This is a genomic window from Microcoleus sp. K5-D4 (assembly GCF_036704575.1).
GTDB lineage: Bacteria > Cyanobacteriota > Cyanobacteriia > Cyanobacteriales > Microcoleaceae > Microcoleus.
In genome coordinates this window covers 1-17,785 of record NZ_JAUBSD010000114.1, presented here as the reverse complement: position 1 = coordinate 17,785, position 17,785 = coordinate 1, and the positions used below count along the sequence as shown (strand labels likewise).

The following is a 17,785-nucleotide window of genomic DNA, read 5'->3' as shown; positions in this document are numbered from 1 at the left end:
TATCTACCAAAATGGAATTATCGTGCAGTTCCGACTATTTAGCAGACGCTAAAGTTATTAAATTGTCATTCCTAAGATAAAATTCAGCTATACTACGGTAAACCAATCGATTTATAGTATAAAATGCGTAAGTCCTAATTAAACCAGACATTTAGCAAGGAATTGAGGAGACGAATCATGAGCAAGTGGTTTGCCATTGCCAGACGTAGGTTGCTGCTATTTTTTATTTCTGGGCTGTTTCTAGCGGTATTAGTCAATGCCTGTACTAATTCTGCCTCTCCTGGAACTGGCACTACAGCAGCATCGGCAGGCTCATCTCCTACGGCAGTTCCTACGGTAGTACGTTTAGATTATGCCTACTACAATCCTGTCAGTCTTGTGTTGAAAGAGAAAGGCTGGCTGGAGGAAGACTTAGCCAAAACCAATATCAAAGTGGAATGGGTGCTCAGTCAAGGTAGTAACAAGGCATTAGAGTTTCTCAATGGCAGCAGCATAGACTTTGGCTCGACTTCTGGTGCTTCCGCACTGATTGCCAAAGCCAATGGCAATCCCATCAAGTCTATTTACGTTTACTCGAAGCCCGAATGGACAGCATTAGTAACTACGGCGAATTCTTCGATTCAAAAAGTCGCCGATCTAAAAGGCAAGAAAGTTGCAGCAACGCGCGGAACAGATCCGTTTATTTTCTTGTTGCGTGCCTTGGATCAAGTCGGTTTGACTGCCAAAGATGTAGAAATTGTGCCTTTGCCGCACGCTGACGGCAAAGCTGCCCTTGAGAAAGGCGATGTCGATGCCTGGGCTGGTCTCGATCCATTTATGGCACAGACAGAAGTAGAAAAAGCCTCGAAACTGTTCTTCCGCAATCCCAAACTAATTAGTCAAGGCTTTTTGAATGTCCGCGAGGCATTTGCCAAACAATATCCTGAACAAGTTAGTCAAGTGCTAACCGCCTATGAGAAGGCACGGAAATGGGCGATCGCAAATCCTAGTGAACTAAAGCAAGTGGTGATTAAAGCATCGAAGCTGACAGAAGCGGTAGCAACTAAACAATTAGAAGAGCGAACTGATATATCAAACTCATCGATTGGTGACGAACAAAAAGCCGTTATTAGTGCTGCTGGGGATGTCTTGAAAAAAAGCGGCGTTATCGAGAATTCCGTTGATGTCATTACAGTAGTTAACAATTTAATCGATCCGCAGTATGTGGCAAAGGTTGCCAAATCATAAGTAAAAAAAATCTGCTGTGGATATACACCAACTCACCAACGCATATCCGAAAATTAAAATTTAAAAGTTGAAAATTGAAAAATAAATTCATCATTTTTAATTTTGCTTTTTTAAATTTTAATTCCGAGCCAAAGCTATCTATGCAAAACAGCAAACACTAAGTTATGGAACAAAGACTTGCGATCGCAATACCAAGCGCACAAACAGGTAATATTTGGCAATTCCTCAGGCGTCTGGGCAGAGCAAAAGGCTTGCTCTTGCCAGTCTTTCTCTTAATAGTGTGGGAAAGTCTGTCTAGGTTTGGCTTGGTTGCTCCTAACTTGTTACCTGCTCCGTCAACTATTCTTACAACAGTTTGGCAACTCGGTGCAGCAGGGGAACTATGGCAGCACATCGGCATTACCCTCTATCGAGTCTTTGTTGGCTTCCTAATTGGTACATTTTTTGCCACTCTTCTAGGAGGATTAACAGGCTATTCTTGCCTAATTCACGATTTACTAGACCCGCTTTTGCAATCACTTCGTAACATTCCTTCCCTCGCATGGGTGCCACTATTTATCCTCTGGATGGGAATTCATGAGCCTTCCAAAATTGCTCTGATTGCCGTTGGAGTCTTCTTCCCCGTTTACTTAAATCTGATGAGCGGCATTCACAATGTCGATCGCAAATTGGTTGAGGTTGGCAAAATCTATAGACTTAATGATTGGCAGCTTATCAGTCGTGTGTTCTTGCCCGCGACATTGCCGGCCTACATAGTCGGTTTGCGAAGTGGCTTGGGTTTGGGCTGGATGTTTGTCGTGGCGGCTGAATTGATGGGAGCCAGTCAGGGCTTAGGCTTCTTATTGATCGACGGGCAAGCGACTGGACGACCCGCCATCACCCTCGCCAGCATTCTCTTGTTTGCGATTTTCGGAAAAGTGACTGACTCAATTATTGGGCTTGCATCGCATAGGCTACTCCATTGGCAGGATGTTCACGCTTCCAACCATTAGTTCAAAGCATTAATTTCAAGCATTCATTCAAAGCGCCAAGGAGGAAACATATATGCTAATCATCGAAGGACTGCATAAGCGATTTAAAAATGGTTTTGTAGGATTGGAGTCTATTAATTTAACTGTTAATCGTAGCGAGATTGTTAGTTTAATTGGTACGAGTGGTTGTGGCAAAAGTACACTTTTACGGATCGTTGCTGGATTAGATATGCCAACTTATGGAGATGTGCAAATTGACGATATTCGCATTAGCAAAGCTCATCCAGAAATTGGTGTAATATTTCAAGAACCTCGGCTGATGCCTTGGTTAACCGTCTGGGAAAATGTGCAGTTTGGTTTGCATCATTTACCGAAGGATGAACGCAGGGCACGGGCAAGTGATGCTCTAGTTAAGGTTGGATTACAAGATTTTGCTCGTTTGCTGCCGCGCCAACTATCAGGAGGAATGGCTCAACGGGTGGCGATCGCGCGTGCCCTTGTTACTAATCCTTCTATTTTATTGCTAGATGAACCCTTTAGTGCTCTCGATTCCTTTACTAGAATGCAATTACAGGATCGTCTGTTAGAAATTTGGCAATCCGATCGCCAGACGATGATTCTTGTCACCCATGATGTTGAAGAAGCACTGATTTTAAGCGATCGCGCGATCGTTATGCGTGGCAACCCTGGACGCATCCATCTTGAGCTAGATATCGATCTTCCCCGTCCCCGCAGGCGTACCGATCGCGATTTGCAATATTGGAAAGAAAAATTATTGAGTACCTTGGATTTATCCAATACGCAAACGGTTCCCTTAGAGGTTTAAATCCCAGGCTGAGATCGCAATCAACATCTAAATATAGGCAAGGGAAACGCCACTCCGATCTCTCGCCCTGAGCGAAACCCAAGGGCTGATATCTAATCCGTTGACATCGAAATTATTCTCTCTCTCTTCTCTTTCTCTGTGTCCTCTGTGCCCTCTGCGGTTTAATCATTCCCATACAACCGGAATTGATATGACGCACCAGACAATCGTTTTTCAAATGTCCAACAGCTTATCTCAAAACCTAAATCCTAACTCAGCCAAAATTGACTTCAATCATGACTACTAAAATACTCCCAAGCTACGATCCAACCCTCTTTCAAGGAGCCATTTCTTATTACCTGCAATATCGACCGCGCTACCCAAATGCTCTTTACGATTTAATCTCACAGGAATTTCAATTAGACGGGCAAGGCAAGCTTCTCGATCTCGGCTGTGGGATTGGCTTGGTAGCGATCGCCTTACACGATCGATTTCAATCTGTTTTGGGTATCGATCCCGATCCAGAAATGCTCGAAGTTGCCAAACAAGAAGCTAAACTGGCTCATGCTTCAAATATCACTTGGGTAAGGGATTTAGCAGAAAATATTTCCCCAGCAATTGGCACATTTTCCCTTGTCACCATTGGTCGTGCTTTTCATTGGATGGATCAAGAACTGGTGCTAAAGCGTAGCTACGATCTGCTCGATCGCACCAGTAACGCTAATACGGGGATAGCGATTATTCAAACTGAAAAAGATATTTGGTCAAATGACTCTGTTTGGGCACAAAATGTGCTAGCTACTATCAAACGGTGGCTAGGAGAAGAGCGGCGTGTGGGATCGAGCAGCGTTCCTTTGCTCTACAAGTCGGATTTAGAAGTTTTGGATCGATCGCCATTCGTTCGGATTAAGCGCCATAAGATTGACTTTCAAAAACACTGGACAATTGATAATTTTATTGGTTATCTCTACTCCACCGCTTACTGCCGTCGTGATTACTTTAATGGCGATACTTCCGTATTTGAGGCTGAAGTTAAAGCAGCAATTCTCAGTGCAGAACCTTCCGGTCAGTTTGTTGAAGATGTACCTATTTCTGTTTACTTGGGTTTTAAGGACTGACCAACCTATAGGAATCCTAAATCATTTGTACCTCATTACTTCCCTCAATTTTGTATCATCAATATGAACATATCCCTTGTAGACTCGAAAAGCACAACACAACAAGACAGCAAGCAAGATTATGTAGCGATCGCGAAATCACTTGCTCAAGAATTTGCTGTTACTGCCATCGAACGAGATCGTGTTGGCGGTACGCCAAAGTATGAACGCGATCGCATTCGTTCTAGCGGTTTGCTCGGTTTGATTATCCCTAAAGAATATGGCGGTATTGGCGAAACGTGGATTACGGCACTCCAAATTTCCCGCGAGTTGGCAAAGACTGATAGTTCTCTAGCTCATGTTTATTCCTATCACCATTTAGGGGTGGTTATCCCGCATCTTTTTGGCACGGAGGATCGCAAGGCACAGTTCTACAAAGATACAATGACAAACAATTGGTTTTGGTGCAATGCTCTCAATCCTCTCGATCGCCGTGCCACTTTAACTCCTGATGGTACAGGATTTTTACTGAACGGGATAAAAAGCTTTTGCTCTGGCTCTAAAGATTCAGATATCTTACCCATCACTGCGGTTCGTCAAGATACCTCCGAACTCACAATTATTGTAATTCCCACTCAAAGAGAGGGTGTAAAGATCCATGACGATTGGGATAATATCGGGCAACGTCAAACTGATAGCGGTAGTATTAGTTTCGACCAAGTGCGCGTTTATGATTCGGAAGTATTTGGCGATCGCACTCGTGCCGATCTTCCTTTCCGTACTTTACGAGCTTGCTTGACGCAAATAAATCTTGCCCATATTTATCTGGGTATTGCGGAAGGAGCATTTGCTGCAGCCAAAGACTATACTTGCACCGAAGGACGACCCTGGTTGACTTCCAATGCTCCTAGTGTGACGCAAGATCCCTACATTCTGAAACACTACGGAGAAATGTGGGTCGATCTGCAAGCGGTTAGCAGTTTGACCGATCGAGCCGCTGCCATTCTGCAAGCAGCTTGGGAAAAAGGCATAGATTTAACAGCAGAAGAACGTGGAAAATGCGCGATCGCGATCGCAACGGCAAAGGTTGCTGCCACAAAAATAGGTTTAGATGTGACAACTCGCATTTTTGAAGTGATGGGGGCGCGTGCTACCACAAGTAAATATGGTTTCGATCGCTACTGGCGTAATCTCAGAACGTTTACGCTACATGATTCTGTTGACTATAAAATTCACGATCTGGGTAACTGGGTACTCAACGATCTGCTCCCCAATCCCAGCTTTTATACGTAAAAAACATCCTTTTTGAAGGATGTTTTATCTTCACTCGGCGGTATCTCAGCTTTTTATGCAGATAGCAGCAGAGCTAGATGCTACTTTTTCTTCTGCGCGTGCAACTGATACATTACCACTGAATATTAATCATTCAAGTAACTAGATAAGTCAGACAAGCAACAATTTACACAATCTGCTTGCATTTTTGAAGTCCTTTGTGGAATAATAGGAGCTTGTTAGTGTAAACTACGGTTTATCGGTCGATTTTTTGTAGCTTACTCATCAATAATGATTAGTTCAGCTTTTACATGATTATTGCGTTTTTTTGTTTTCAATACTTGAAGCTTAGGAAGGAACAGTGTTAACCCGATTAAGAGAAAACCCATTTTTAGCTAAATTGAGGCATTTTGGGAGCAAACTCAAACATAGTTCAATCAAGACCTTTGCTTTGCTTTTTGCAGTTGGCTTCAGTTTGAGTTTAACCGTTTCTGCCTGTAGTCCTACTCAGCAAACAAATACAACTACTGCCCCGACTTCTGCTGCCACATCGGTGGCTAGTTCTAACTCACAACAGAGCAATGTAATTAGGATCGGCTATCAAAAATATGGAACCCTAAGTATCCTTAAATCACGGGGAAGTTTAGAGAAACGTTTGGCTTCTCAAAGCACTTCTGTACAGTGGCTTCAATTTCCCGCTGGCCCTCAATTACTGGAAGCTTTGAATGCAGGCAGTATTGACTTTGGCCATACAGGAGAAGCGCCGCCTATTTTCGCACAAGCTGCTGGCGCACCATTGGTATATGTTGCTAATGAGCCTCCTAATCCTAAAGGTGAAGCTATCTTAGTACCGAAAGATTCTCCTATTCAAGATGTGGCTGGGTTGAAAGGCAAAAAAGTTGTATTTAACAAAGGTTCAAATGTGCAATACCTCGTGGTAGAAGCATTAAAAGCAGCCGGATTAAAATATAGCGACATTCAGCCTATTTATCTGCCCCCAGCAGATGCGCGCGCAGTTTTTGAACAAGGTAGTGCTGATGCTTGGGCAATTTGGGACCCGTTTTTTACTGTAGCGAAACGAGCTACAGGAGCTCGCGTTCTTAAGGATGGAGAAGGGCTTGTAGCTAATCGGGAATTCTATCTAGCTGCCAAACCTTTTAACGAGCAATATCCAGACCGGATTAAGGCAATTTTAGAGGAACTTCAAAAAGTAGATGAATGGGCTGCATCTCAACCAACTGAAGTGGCAAAACTGCTGTCTCCTGAGCTTGGTATTGATGTTCCAACTTTAGAGGAAATCTCACGGAGACGGCCTTACGGTGTGCAGCCAATTACGGAGGAAGTCGTTACTTACCAGCAAAAAGTTGCTGATACTTTCGTGGATTTGAAGCTGCTTCCCAAACAGGTAAAAATTAGCGAAGTGGCTCAGGTAACTAAACAATAAATAGTGATGGAGACTCAGGAAAATGGAATTATTTTGGTTTATACCAACTCACGGAGACGGACATTATTTAGCTTCAGGAATTGGAGGGAGAGCTTGCAGTTTTTCCTACTTAAAGCAAATCGCCCAAGCCGTTGACCATTTAGGATTTACGGGTGCTCTGCTGCCGACTGGACGCTCATGCGAAGACGCATGGGTAGTAGCTTCATCTCTCATGTCTGTAACGGAAAAAATGCGTTTTTTAGTTGCGATTCGTCCGGGATTAATGTCTCCTGGGGTAGCAGCACGGATGGCAGCAACGTTTGATCGGTTATCTAACGGACGCTTATTGATTAATGTGGTGACAGGCGGCGATCCGGTAGAATTAGCAGGAGATGGAGTGCATCTCAGTCACGATGCTCGTTATGAATTAACGGATGAATTTTTGACAGTTTGGAGAGCGATGCTTGAAGGTAGTAACTCCAATGACGTGCGAGAGAAAGAAGTCGATTTTAGCGGTGAATATCTCCAAATTAACGGCGGTAAAGTTCTCTTCCCACCTGTACAAACTCCCCATCCTCCTTTGTGGTTTGGCGGTTCATCGCCCATAGCACAACAAATTGCGGCTAAGCATATTGATGTTTATCTTACTTGGGGAGAACCGCCGCAACAAGTGGCAAAAAAAATTGAAGCTGTGAAAAAATTAGCAGCAGAACAGGGTAGAACTGTGCGGTTTGGGATTCGCCTTCATGTCATTGTGCGCGAAACTGAAAGCGAAGCTTGGGAGGACGCAAATCGGTTGATTAAATATGTCGATGAAGATGCGATCGCAGCCGCCCAAAAAGCTTATGCCAGAATGGACTCTGAAGGGCAAAAGCGGATGACAGAACTGCACGCAGGCAACCGCGAAGCTCTAGAAATTAGCCCCAATTTGTGGGCTGGAATTGGGTTAGTAAGAGGCGGTGCCGGTACTGCCTTAGTGGGAGATCCCGATACCGTTGTTGCACGAATGTTGGAATATTGCGAATTGGGAATTGAAACTTTCATTTTTTCCGGTTATCCCCACTTAGAAGAAGCGTATCGAGTCGCTGAATTGCTATTCCCCCGCTTGCCGTTGAAGAACCAACCACCTGCAAATCAACCGCAAATGTTTAGTCCTTTTGGCGAAATTGTTGCCAACGATAAGTTTCTCCAACAAAAACAAGTTATTCCTACGAGCGCATCATGAACAAAAAATGGCTCAAAAACCCCTATTTTCAGCAGGTGATTCCCTGGATTGTACCGATTGTGCTGATTGTTAGCTGGCAACTTTTAGTGCAGGTGGGTTGGCTTTCGACAAGAGTTTTACCCGCACCAACAGGTGTTTTAAGTGCAGGAGTTAGATTGGCAATTACCGGGGAACTGTTTCACCATATCGGAATTAGTGCTTGGCGTGCCGTCGTTGGTTTCATCATCGGCGGAGGAATTGGTTTAACTCTTGGTTTCCTCAACGGTCTTTCTCCAATCGCAGAAAAGCTGCTAGATACTTCTGTACAAATGGTTCGTAATGTTCCCCACCTCGCCTTAATTCCCCTAGTAATTTTATGGTTTGGAATTGGCGATGTAGCTCGGTTATTTTTGGTGGCTTTGGGTGTGTTTTTCCCAATGTATATCAATACATTTCATGGCATCCGCAGCGTCGATGCCGGATTGATTGAAATGGGAAAAGTCTATGGTTTGAGTCCTACATCTCTTTTGTGGCAAGTTATTCTGCCTGGGGCTTTGCCTTCAATTTTGGTAGGCGTGCGATATTCTTTGGGGATTATGTGGCTGACGCTGATTGTCGCAGAAACAATTGCTGCCGATTCTGGTATTGGTTACATGGCAATGAATGCTCGCGAGTTCTTGCAAACTGATGTTGTGGTGTTGAGCATTATTATGTATGCTTTGTTGGGTAAGTTTGCAGATGCGATCGCCAGAAAGTTAGAAAAGAAATGGCTGGCTTGGCATCCCAATTATCAGCCCGCTTAGCTATAAAAAAGCAGGAATAAGAAAGAAAAATGAGAGTGTCCCCTTTTTCTTTCTTAGTTTCTCTAGAAATGCTGTCCTTCACGATCTGCTCAGTTAGTGTTTTTTACGTATAAAAGCTGGGATTGGGGAGATGATCGTTGAATACCCAGTTACCCAGATCGTGAATTTTATAATCAAGAGAATCATGTAGCGTAAACGTTCTCAGATTACGCCAGTAGCGATCGAAACCATATTTGCTGGTGGTAGCACGCGCCCCCATCACTTCAAAAATGCGACTTGTCACATCTAAACCTGTTTTTGTGGCAGCAACCTTTGCTGTTGCGATCGCTGCCTGCTCGACAACTTCAATGATCTCCAGTCCTAATACACGATCCATGCTGAATGTTTTCTCCTATTGCACGTCCTGGCTACTCCACGGCTTTGGAGGGGCTCACTGCCTGTGAGTCGGATTTTGAGCTTTTTAGCCAACATGGCCAACAGGTCTATGAAACTCACGACCGTGAGAGCGAAGACTAGGAATTTTCTATCCCATCATGGTTTTGACGGCGAGGATTACAACAGTCGCCAAAAAAATCCGACGTAACCAGCGATTGCTAAGTTTGAGAGCCACCTGTGAGCCGATGATGCCCCCAATAAACATGGCAATACCTAAGATGATGCCCAATCGATAATCAACGATGCCAGCCGCTGTGAAAACCCCCGTTGCCACGAGCGAGGAAAAGATATTCACCAGCTTGGTTGTAGCGATCGCTTCCACAAAAGTCATCCGAAAGAGCGCCACATAGGCAGCCGTTAGCAAGGTGACGTACCCGCCACTGAAAAAACCACCATAGATACCCAGCCCAAACGTTGCCACATAACCGAGTAATTGGGCTGCCCGTGATGGGCGATCGGCTGCCGGAAGAACGCCACCTCGATGATTCGCGATCGAGAAAACAGCAACCGCAATCATGGCAGCCGAAACAATCTGCGGTAAGGACTTTGACGGTATTACCAGGACTAATCCTGCTCCTAGAATTGAGCCAATCAGAGTCAGCCCAATCAAGAGAGGCAAGCGTCTTAGATTAATCGTCTGTTGCTTCAGAAACGGTAACGTTGCACCAATACTCATAAACGTGAGTGCCAGCATATTAGTGGCTAAAGCCGTGCGCGGTGCAATGCCCATCTGCAACATTACAGGCACCGTAATTAAGGAGGTGCTGCCTGTAATGACGCTGATCGTGCTGGTCGCTAAAAAAACTGTAATCAGGATCAGTAGTTGAAGGGAAACCATATAGGTTCTATAAGTTCCCTTACGCTAATTGGGTAGCCGAAACAAAGGTCGTAACCGCACCCCGATCGCAGTTCCCAGGAGTGCAGCCACAATCCACAGCCAGCCGTGCAAACTGGTAGACGCGATCGCCCCAAAGAACCCACTCACATTGCAACCGTAGGCAAGAAATGCACTGTAGCCCATCAGTAAGCCACCTAATATCGCCGCCGCTAGAATCTGTTTGGAAGGCCCAAAAGTTGGAACCCATCGCCCTGCTAACCCTGCAGCCAGCAGCGATCCTAGAACGATCCCACCATTCATCACCGAACTGGCATCTGCAAACACGCCATTTGTGAGAGCAGCCTGAGCGTTGGCAGTCTTCCAAAATGGGCTGCTGGTAGAGTCCCACCCCAAAAACGATGCAATCTCAGCCGCCCACAGCGCAAAGCCCCAGGTAATCCGCCAGGGTTGGCCAGACACGATCAGCGTCAGCCAGTTGAGGAGTGACAGCGCGATCGCACCTGTGAGTAGCGACCAAGGGCCGTAAATTAGCTGAGTTAGCGAGGAGGGGAAAAGCGGAGGGGAAGAAGTTAGGGGAGGAGAAGAAAGAGCTTTTGCAGAAGGGAAAATACGTTGGAGAGTAACAAACAAAGCAGCGAAAATTGTCAGTTGCAAAACCACTGCCCAAAACCAGCCAAGATTATCCGCCAAAGAAATCGCCGGCAAAGCAGGCAAATTCACCCACAACTGTCGGGTTAAGCTAGCTGCAAATGCCCCAATGCAAAATGTCACCAGCGTCACCAGCAGAGTGAGACTGCCAGAACCAACGCTATACAAAGTACCACAACCGCAGGCCCCCCCAAGCTGCATCCCAATCCCAAACACGAAGGCACCGATCGCCCCTTGAACGCCTACAGGAGAAACAGCACCCCGCACTTGCTGCCCAAATACCGTTCCGGCTGCCAGAGTCGGCGCAAACAGAACGGTAGCGATCGCCAGCATGATAATTTGTGCGATCGCTCCCCGCGCGTCTCTATGCACAAGTAACTTGCGGTAGGCACTGGCAAAGCCAAAGCTAGAATGGTAAAGTGTTAGCCCCAGCAACCCACCAATCAAGAACAATAGGCTTTGCTGCCAACCATAACGAGTGAGTGTAATTGCCCCAACAGTAAAAAGTGCTAAGGCGATCGCAATTATCCAGCGATCGGGACGAAAAGGAGCCCATAACGGCTCACCAGAAACTGATGAACTCATTTTTACTACTTTTTAGGTGGGTTCTTCGGTTGTTCCGGTGGCGGATCGCAACTGCCTAAAGCGGGTTGACTTAGCGGTACAAAATCCAACCCAAATATTACTGCCACAGTAGCAAAAACAACAAGTGATGAAATCCAAACTTTCATACATTACACCTTTAAATGTTGAACAGCTTAGCACCAAATAACTAAACTTTTTCCGGCCCAGTTTCAACTGGCAAATTAGACGTACTGTACTCAGTCCAAGAACCGTCGTAGATCCGAACTTTAGGATATCCCAAAAGATGTTTTAGCACAACATACTGTAATGTCGCTTCACGCCCAGTGCTGCATGACACAATCACATCATCTGAAGGCTTAATCTTCTTGTCCGCCAGGATTTTGCGAATCTCATCCAGTGACTTCAACTGATGAGGGTTTTTGAGAGCCTCCTGAGAGTTCTCGGCTTCCGTAAACGCAGGCCAGGGAATATTTTTCGCACCAGGAATGTGCCCGTTGCGTACCCAGATATCTTTCTCACCTCGGAATAAATCACCTGGTCTAGGATCGATAAAAACAACACCTGGTTTACCTATTAATTCTCCCACCTGTTGAAGGTTAACGCGAAGTGAGGGATTATCTTGAACCGCAAACTGTGTAAATTTGTATTTGGGATATTCCTTAACAACAGGTTGCCCAGAGGCTTTGTATCCTGTATATCCCCCATCTAAGACTGCAATATCTTTTACTCCCGATCGCTCTAGTAAATAGGCAACCATTGTCGCTCCCAAAATATCTCGTGCATCGGAATAAACGAGAACGCGACTGTTACTGCTAACACCCGATCGAGAAAAGATCGAAGCTAATTTCTGGGTATCCCAATACTGCACGGGCAAAAATCCGTCGGGGCCACGAAATGCAGTATCTGCAATGTGTACTGCGTTTGGAACATGGCCTCCAATATACTCCAGAGGCGCATTTCGCACATCCAAAATTCGCAAATTTGGATCTTTTGCGTTGGCTGCTACCCAATTGGGAGAAACAAATTGAATTTTGGCACTGGGGGTTGCAGTCAGCGGTGAAATCGAGAAGAGTGAAACTCCCAGCAAGGTTGCGATCGCTGCTATTATCAAAACAGAGGGCTTGAGGGATCTTTTCCAGATTCCCCGAAAAAATCTCAAATTCATAACTATAAATCTCCTGAAGAAGGGGCTAGGGACTAGGGGAAGAAGGGAAGAAGGGAATAGGATTAAGGGTTTTAGTAATTTAGAATCTCCTAGCCACCTTGACGGTTGCTATAAGTCCTAAAAAACTTAAAATGTGGCTTAGAGCCAGAGGAAAGGTGGTACAGAATCAACAAACAACACTAAACCGATAGAGATTTTGTACTTAATTTTTAGAAGTATGACATAGCTTACGTTTTCAATCAAGCGTTTGTCATAGAAATCCAGCAAATAAGTACAGGACTTACGCACCCAACCAAAGAAACCGGGTTTTTTGACGAAAATACTTCGCCCGAACCCACAGATTCTCTCAAAAACCCGGTTTCTGGGACTCCAGTAAGTCCTAATGGCTAATTGCTAACTTCCCTATCTTCCCCATCTTCCTCATCTTCCACATCTTCCCCATCTTCCCCATCTTCCCCTCTCTTTCCCTAGCCCTGAGCATCGTAGCCCCTAGCGCCTTCTAAATGTACATGGCAAAGTAATCCTCATAGATTTCAGTATTGGCTGATAGCGTCAGTTCCACTTTTTCGCGATCGCCATCGATCGCCGGACTCGTGCCATTATTTAGACTCGCTTCAGGGATGAAATCGCCACAGTATTCATTGGCGGGTACAGCTTCGTTCATCTTCTTGGGATAGCTCAAACCCAGATGGCTCATAATCGTGATAAATTGCTCGCGACTGCGATCGCTAAATCGAGGATTGAGGCGTTTTTCTTCCCCAATTGTGGAAACGGTGCGCCCTTTGTAATCATGGGCCGGATAAACCAGAGTCTCGTCTGGGAGGGTAAACAACCGTTGCGTCACCGCATCGTAAAGAGTTCCCGCATCCCCCGATTGCAAGTCTGTACGTCCACAACCCCGAATTAGTAAGGCATCCCCCGTTAACAGATGGGTGTTATTGATTAAATAAGCCAGATGGCTGTGGGTGTGACCTGGTGTGGCGATCGCTTCAATCCGTACCCCCCCCAAGACTAAGGTTTCGCGATCCCTCAGGGAGCGATCGGCAGACCTAGCAGTGGCATTTTTTGGCACTAACACCCGGCAACCTTTTTGCTGTCTCAGTTTGCCCGCGCCAGTGATATGGTCGGCATGAATGTGGGTTTCCAAACAGTAGCCCAGACTCAATCCCAGGTCATCTAAAACCTGTAAGTCGCGGTCAACTTGCTCTAAGACTGTATCCACTAGCACCGCCTCTTTCGTCTGACTGTCTGCTATCAGATAGGTGTAGGTGCTCGATTCCGGGTCAAAGAATTGGCGAAACAACAGCGTTGACTCGGGAATTACGGGTCGAGGATCGCCACAATCTTGTTCGATCGAGCGACGAGAGAGGGAAGGGGAGACAGAGTAAGACGGAATTGGGCGCACTCGCACAGGAAGCGACTGTAATACTTTTGCCGCTAATGCCTGTGCCTGTTCGCGCAGTTCTGGAACGGCGATGGTTTCCCATAAATTGCCTTTGCGCGGCGTGCCCAAGGTGTAGAACAAGCTGGAACGCTTGCCCCGATCATCCAACACAGTACCATCAGCGGCAGTATCCAATCCCAAGCCGATGTCGTTGGGGCGGATTAATCCTTGGACGCGCAAATTGGCAATCAGAGATTGGGACGATCGCTGATAATCTGCCTGTATTCCCGTGCAATTCACCACGCGGCTGACCGGCAAAACCAGATTCGTTTTCGTTTGGCGCTGGCAAACGTTGACTGCAACAGCCTCCGATGCCGCTTGACAGTCCTGAATTCGTCCTGCGGTAATGGTTAGTTGCCCTGAATCCAGCATCGTCTGGACAATCTCACCCATTTCAGGGGCAATCCGATGGCGATGCACATCCCAATAAGGCGTAACATGGCGCAAAAACCGTCGCTGCTCGATCCGGGGTAGTTTTTGCCAGAGTTGTTGAGTGATGGGACGCAACGCATCAATTACCGATCGCCAGTCGTAGCCCTGGTTTGCCGCCGTTTTCACCTCACTCCGAATCCGTTGCAGCAAGCCCCGAACTGTTTTAGGGGCGGTGTCTGGGGTTAAAAAGGCGTGGTAGGGTTTGGTCGATCGATGAGTTAGCGGAAATAAGCCTCGGCGAGACACAGCATAAATTTTGCCTTGATGGTGGCGATCGCGCAGTGACACTACCATATCTACCATCGTCAGTCCAGTGCCAATCAACAATACAGGCGCATCAGGCTCTAGATCCGCCAACGCATCGGCTGACCAGGCATGGCGCAGATAAAGGGTGCGATCGTCCTCTGAAGATTGCGAACCGGGAGGGGAGGCAGGGGCATTTCCCAGTGCCAGCACAATTTTATCTGCCACGAAAACGCTGCTGCTTTTCAGGGAGACGATCGCGCCTTTGCCGTTGGGTTCCACTGCGACTACTTCATCAATTACCCGTTCTAGTCGCACATTACTTGATGCGGTAGCCTCTGCTTCTTCCAGAATCGATTGAATATAAAGCCCGTATATCGGCCGGGGAATGAAACTGCTGGCATTTAGGTCGCTAGGCAGGAATGCCGCTAACTCGTGGCGGTTATACTCCAGCCAACGTAGCAGATGACCCGGATCGTCGGGAAAGGCGCTCATCTTGCCTGCGGAGACATTGAGTAAATGGCTGTTGGTGGTGGTGCTGTAGGCAACTCCCTTGCCAATGTCGCGATCGCGCTCGATCAGCTTGATTAACAAGGGGCGCTGGGCTCTTTTCAACAGGTGAACCGCTACCAGAGAACCACTAAAGCCAGCGCCAACGATCGCGATCGTTGTGGGAGTATCAGATATCAGCATTGTCGGAACCATATCAGTATCAAATATAAGAGTTCGGCTGATCAGTATTTGCAGTTGTTACAGTCATTAACCGATCTAAACCCCAGATCGTTGGTATTTTGGCGATCGCTTCCAGAATCTGGTTGTGTCCTGCGATCGCTGTCCTCAAAATCCAAAAGGTATCTCTGGAACATTTCAATAACGGTAAGATTTGCTAAAATACCGTTTACTTATCGAGATACAGTATTTTTATCATTACCTGCAATCATAGCTCAACAATTTAGGAAAATTAAACCATGAGTCAAGTTCTGCAAGAAGTGCTATCTGCTAACCAGGAATATGCTGCCACCTTTGGTGACAAAGGCAATTTGTCCCTTCCTCCTAGTCGTCGTTTTGCCATTCTAACCTGCATGGACGCTCGCCTCGATCCAGCAAAATATGCTGGGCTGGCAGAAGGGGATGCCCATGTCATTCGTAATGCTGGAGGACGGGCAAGCGATGACGCAATTCGATCGCTCGTAATCTCTTACAAGCTATTGGGAACTCGTGAATGGTTCGTCATTCACCATACGGATTGTGGGATGCAACTCTTTACCGACAGCATCATCCGAGAACTATTGACAAACAGCCTAGAAACCGCTGTAATCGACGAAAACGGTTGGCGAGATGTTGGGCAGGGTTCGGGTTCGACGGAAGGTGAATTTGTCGATTGGTTAACGTTCAAAGATTTGGCAGAAAGCGTGTTTGTGGATGTCAAACGAATTCGCAACCATCCCCTTGTGCCACCCACCATTCCGATTTATGGCTTTATTTACGATGTGAAAACAGGGCAATTGATTGAAGTTCCCACTGCAAAAGAAATCGGTCGAGCAACAGTTCCAGCGATCGCCTCATCGTAAGGGAGGAACGCAAAAATGCAGAATGCTTTGCGGTTTTCTCAACTATGAATTAGTGCTTTTCACGCTCTCACCTTTATTCCAACTATGAGCCATTTGATTGAATACGAAGACGCAAATGATGAAGTACGCGCAGTGTATGACGACATTCGCGCGACACGCAAAACCGAGTACATCAACAACTTTTGGAAAGCGATCGCCAATCATCCGCCTACCCTGCAACGTACCTGGCAGAATGTGAAGGAGGTGATGACGGGTCCGGGAGAACTCGATCCCCTGACCCGCGAGTTAATCTACATTGCTGTCAGCGTTACAAATAATTGCCCATACTGCATTTCATCTCATACAGCCGGAGCGCGAGCCAAGGGAATGGATGATGCCATATTTGGGGAACTGATGGCGATCGTGGCAACCGCAAACGCTACCAATCGACTGGCAAATGGCTATCAAATTCCGGTGGATGAACAATTTAAATTATAAAAGGCGTTCAATCTTAACGACTTATAAACCTTTTCTATGGCAACTGAATTAACAGTAGATGTTTCTCAGATTCCCGTTATCGATATTAGTTCGCTGGTATCGGGTAAGCGCCTAGATACTGTTGCCAACCAAATCCGACAAGCTTGCCGCGACACGGGTTTTTTTTACATTGTCGAGCATGGTGTAGACCAAGGCTTGCAAAACCGTTTGGAGCAAATGAGCCGTCAGTTTTTTGCTCAAGATTTAGAAACTAAAATGCAAATTCGGATGGCGCTGGGAGGTCGGGCATGGCGCGGCTACTTTCCGGTTGGAGGTGAACTGACGAATGGTAAACCAGATTTGAAAGAAGGAATTTATTTCGGATCGGAATTGAATCAAACCGATCCGGCTGTTCAAGCGGGCGTTCCCATGCACGGAGCAAACCTGTTTCCAGATATTCCTCTTTTTCGCGAAATAATACTAGAATATCTGGCGGTGATGACTCAACTGGGTCACGCAGTAATGGCTGGAATTGCCCTGAGTTTGAACTTAGAAGCATCTTACTTCCGCGATCGCTATACGACTGATCCCCTGATTTTATTTCGCATCTTCAACTATCCACCACAAAGCAATCCGCAAGGACAATCCTGGGGAGTGGGAGAGCATACCGATTATGGTTTGCTCACGATTCTCAAGCAGGATGATTTAGGTGGGTTGCAAGTGAAGACAAAATCAGGCTGGATTGATGCTCCGCCGATCGCCAACTCCTTTGTTTGTAACATTGGCGATATGCTCGATCGCCTCACAGGTGGACTTTATCGGTCTACTCCTCATCGAGTCAAGAATGTGTCAGGACGATCTCGCCTCTCATTTCCCTTCTTCTTCGATCCCAATTTCAATGCTGAACTCCACCCGATCGAAATCAAGGGAGCGATCGTCGATGACAACAAGAACGAACGTTGGGATAAAGCCAGCGTTCACGAGTTTCGCGGCACTTACGGCGATTATGTCCTGAACAAAGTTGCAAAGGTTTTTCCCCAATTGCGCCAGGAAGTTTTTTGACCAATTTTAGTGGTTGGAGTGTCAGATTAATAGACCTCTTGCAAAATAATTTTATGCTATAATGAAGGGTTTGGCTGAAGTGGAGCAGATTGCAGGTTATAGCT

Annotated in this window: 17 protein-coding genes; 11 read left to right on the top strand and 6 right to left on the bottom strand. The window is 46.2% G+C overall.

What is annotated here, in order from left to right:
• The first annotated feature begins 177 nt into the window (after window positions 1–177).
• The 8 genes from QUA77_RS25945 (at window position 178) to ssuC (ending at window position 8,802) form a co-directional block, all read left to right on the top strand.
• Window positions 178–1,227 (top strand): aliphatic sulfonate ABC transporter substrate-binding protein, encoded by a 1,050-nt coding sequence (locus QUA77_RS25945; protein ID WP_333453393.1) that lies wholly within the window; start codon window positions 178–180, stop codon window positions 1,225–1,227.
• 164 nt (window positions 1,228–1,391) lie between these two features.
• Window positions 1,392–2,219: an ABC transporter permease gene (locus tag QUA77_RS25940; RefSeq protein WP_333453392.1), complete on the top strand. Its 828-nt coding sequence runs from the start codon at window positions 1,392–1,394 to the stop codon at window positions 2,217–2,219.
• A gap of 52 nt (window positions 2,220–2,271) precedes the next feature.
• A complete protein-coding gene (locus QUA77_RS25935) occupies window positions 2,272–3,024 on the top strand; it encodes an ABC transporter ATP-binding protein (protein ID WP_333035559.1) in 753 nt (250 codons plus the stop codon).
• Between the two features lie 275 nt (window positions 3,025–3,299).
• Window positions 3,300–4,121, top strand: a complete 822-nt coding sequence (locus QUA77_RS25930) for a class I SAM-dependent methyltransferase (RefSeq protein WP_333453391.1) — start codon at window positions 3,300–3,302, stop codon at window positions 4,119–4,121.
• A gap of 63 nt (window positions 4,122–4,184) precedes the next feature.
• Window positions 4,185–5,393 carry an acyl-CoA dehydrogenase family protein gene (locus QUA77_RS25925; protein ID WP_333453389.1) on the top strand — a complete coding sequence of 403 codons (1,209 nt, stop codon included), beginning with the start codon at window positions 4,185–4,187 and terminating at the stop codon, window positions 5,391–5,393.
• Between the two features lie 340 nt (window positions 5,394–5,733).
• On the top strand, window positions 5,734–6,816 hold the full coding sequence (locus QUA77_RS25920; protein ID WP_333453387.1) for a sulfonate ABC transporter substrate-binding protein: 1,083 nt from the start codon (window positions 5,734–5,736) through the stop codon (window positions 6,814–6,816).
• 22 nt (window positions 6,817–6,838) lie between these two features.
• On the top strand, window positions 6,839–8,020 hold the full coding sequence (gene ssuD, locus QUA77_RS25915) for an FMNH2-dependent alkanesulfonate monooxygenase (protein WP_333075719.1): 1,182 nt from the start codon (window positions 6,839–6,841) through the stop codon (window positions 8,018–8,020).
• Window positions 8,017–8,802: an aliphatic sulfonate ABC transporter permease SsuC gene (ssuC, locus tag QUA77_RS25910; RefSeq protein ID WP_333035550.1), complete on the top strand. Its 786-nt coding sequence runs from the start codon at window positions 8,017–8,019 to the stop codon at window positions 8,800–8,802. The genes ssuD and ssuC overlap by 4 nt, the downstream gene beginning before the upstream one ends.
• 103 nt (window positions 8,803–8,905) lie before the next feature.
• Here the strand turns inward: ssuC and QUA77_RS25905 are convergent, their stop codons facing one another.
• The 6 genes from QUA77_RS25905 to QUA77_RS29440 form a co-directional block, all read right to left on the bottom strand.
• Window positions 8,906–9,178 carry an acyl-CoA dehydrogenase family protein gene (locus QUA77_RS25905; protein WP_333035549.1) on the bottom strand — a complete coding sequence of 91 codons (273 nt, stop codon included), beginning with the start codon at window positions 9,176–9,178 and terminating at the stop codon, window positions 8,906–8,908.
• Window positions 9,179–9,325: 147 nt separating this feature from the next.
• Window positions 9,326–10,075 carry a sulfite exporter TauE/SafE family protein gene (locus QUA77_RS25900; RefSeq protein ID WP_333035546.1) on the bottom strand — a complete coding sequence of 250 codons (750 nt, stop codon included), beginning with the start codon at window positions 10,073–10,075 and terminating at the stop codon, window positions 9,326–9,328.
• Window positions 10,076–10,099: 24 nt separating this feature from the next.
• Window positions 10,100–11,308 (bottom strand): YeeE/YedE family protein, encoded by a 1,209-nt coding sequence (locus QUA77_RS25895; protein ID WP_333453385.1) that lies wholly within the window; start codon window positions 11,306–11,308, stop codon window positions 10,100–10,102.
• Between the two features lie 5 nt (window positions 11,309–11,313).
• Window positions 11,314–11,454: a hypothetical protein gene (locus tag QUA77_RS25890; RefSeq protein ID WP_333453383.1), complete on the bottom strand. Its 141-nt coding sequence runs from the start codon at window positions 11,452–11,454 to the stop codon at window positions 11,314–11,316.
• A 41-nt stretch (window positions 11,455–11,495) separates the two neighbouring features.
• Window positions 11,496–12,473 carry a sulfurtransferase gene (locus tag QUA77_RS25885; protein ID WP_333453381.1) on the bottom strand — a complete coding sequence of 326 codons (978 nt, stop codon included), beginning with the start codon at window positions 12,471–12,473 and terminating at the stop codon, window positions 11,496–11,498.
• 499 nt (window positions 12,474–12,972) lie between these two features.
• Window positions 12,973–15,297: an FAD/NAD(P)-binding protein gene (locus tag QUA77_RS29440; protein ID WP_445302104.1), complete on the bottom strand. Its 2,325-nt coding sequence runs from the start codon at window positions 15,295–15,297 to the stop codon at window positions 12,973–12,975.
• Window positions 15,298–15,560: 263 nt separating this feature from the next.
• Here QUA77_RS29440 and QUA77_RS25870 point away from each other — a divergent pair, with 263 nt between their 5' ends.
• The 3 genes from QUA77_RS25870 (at window position 15,561) to QUA77_RS25860 (ending at window position 17,681) form a co-directional block, all read left to right on the top strand.
• A complete protein-coding gene (locus QUA77_RS25870; RefSeq protein WP_333453379.1) occupies window positions 15,561–16,163 on the top strand; it encodes a carbonic anhydrase in 603 nt (200 codons plus the stop codon).
• A gap of 84 nt (window positions 16,164–16,247) precedes the next feature.
• Complete coding sequence (locus QUA77_RS25865; RefSeq protein ID WP_333102070.1) at window positions 16,248–16,640, top strand: carboxymuconolactone decarboxylase family protein; 393 nt, start codon at window positions 16,248–16,250, stop codon at window positions 16,638–16,640.
• A 36-nt stretch (window positions 16,641–16,676) separates the two neighbouring features.
• Window positions 16,677–17,681, top strand: a complete 1,005-nt coding sequence (locus QUA77_RS25860) for a 2-oxoglutarate and iron-dependent oxygenase domain-containing protein (RefSeq protein ID WP_333453377.1) — start codon at window positions 16,677–16,679, stop codon at window positions 17,679–17,681.
• Window positions 17,682–17,785: the final 104 nt, after the last annotated feature.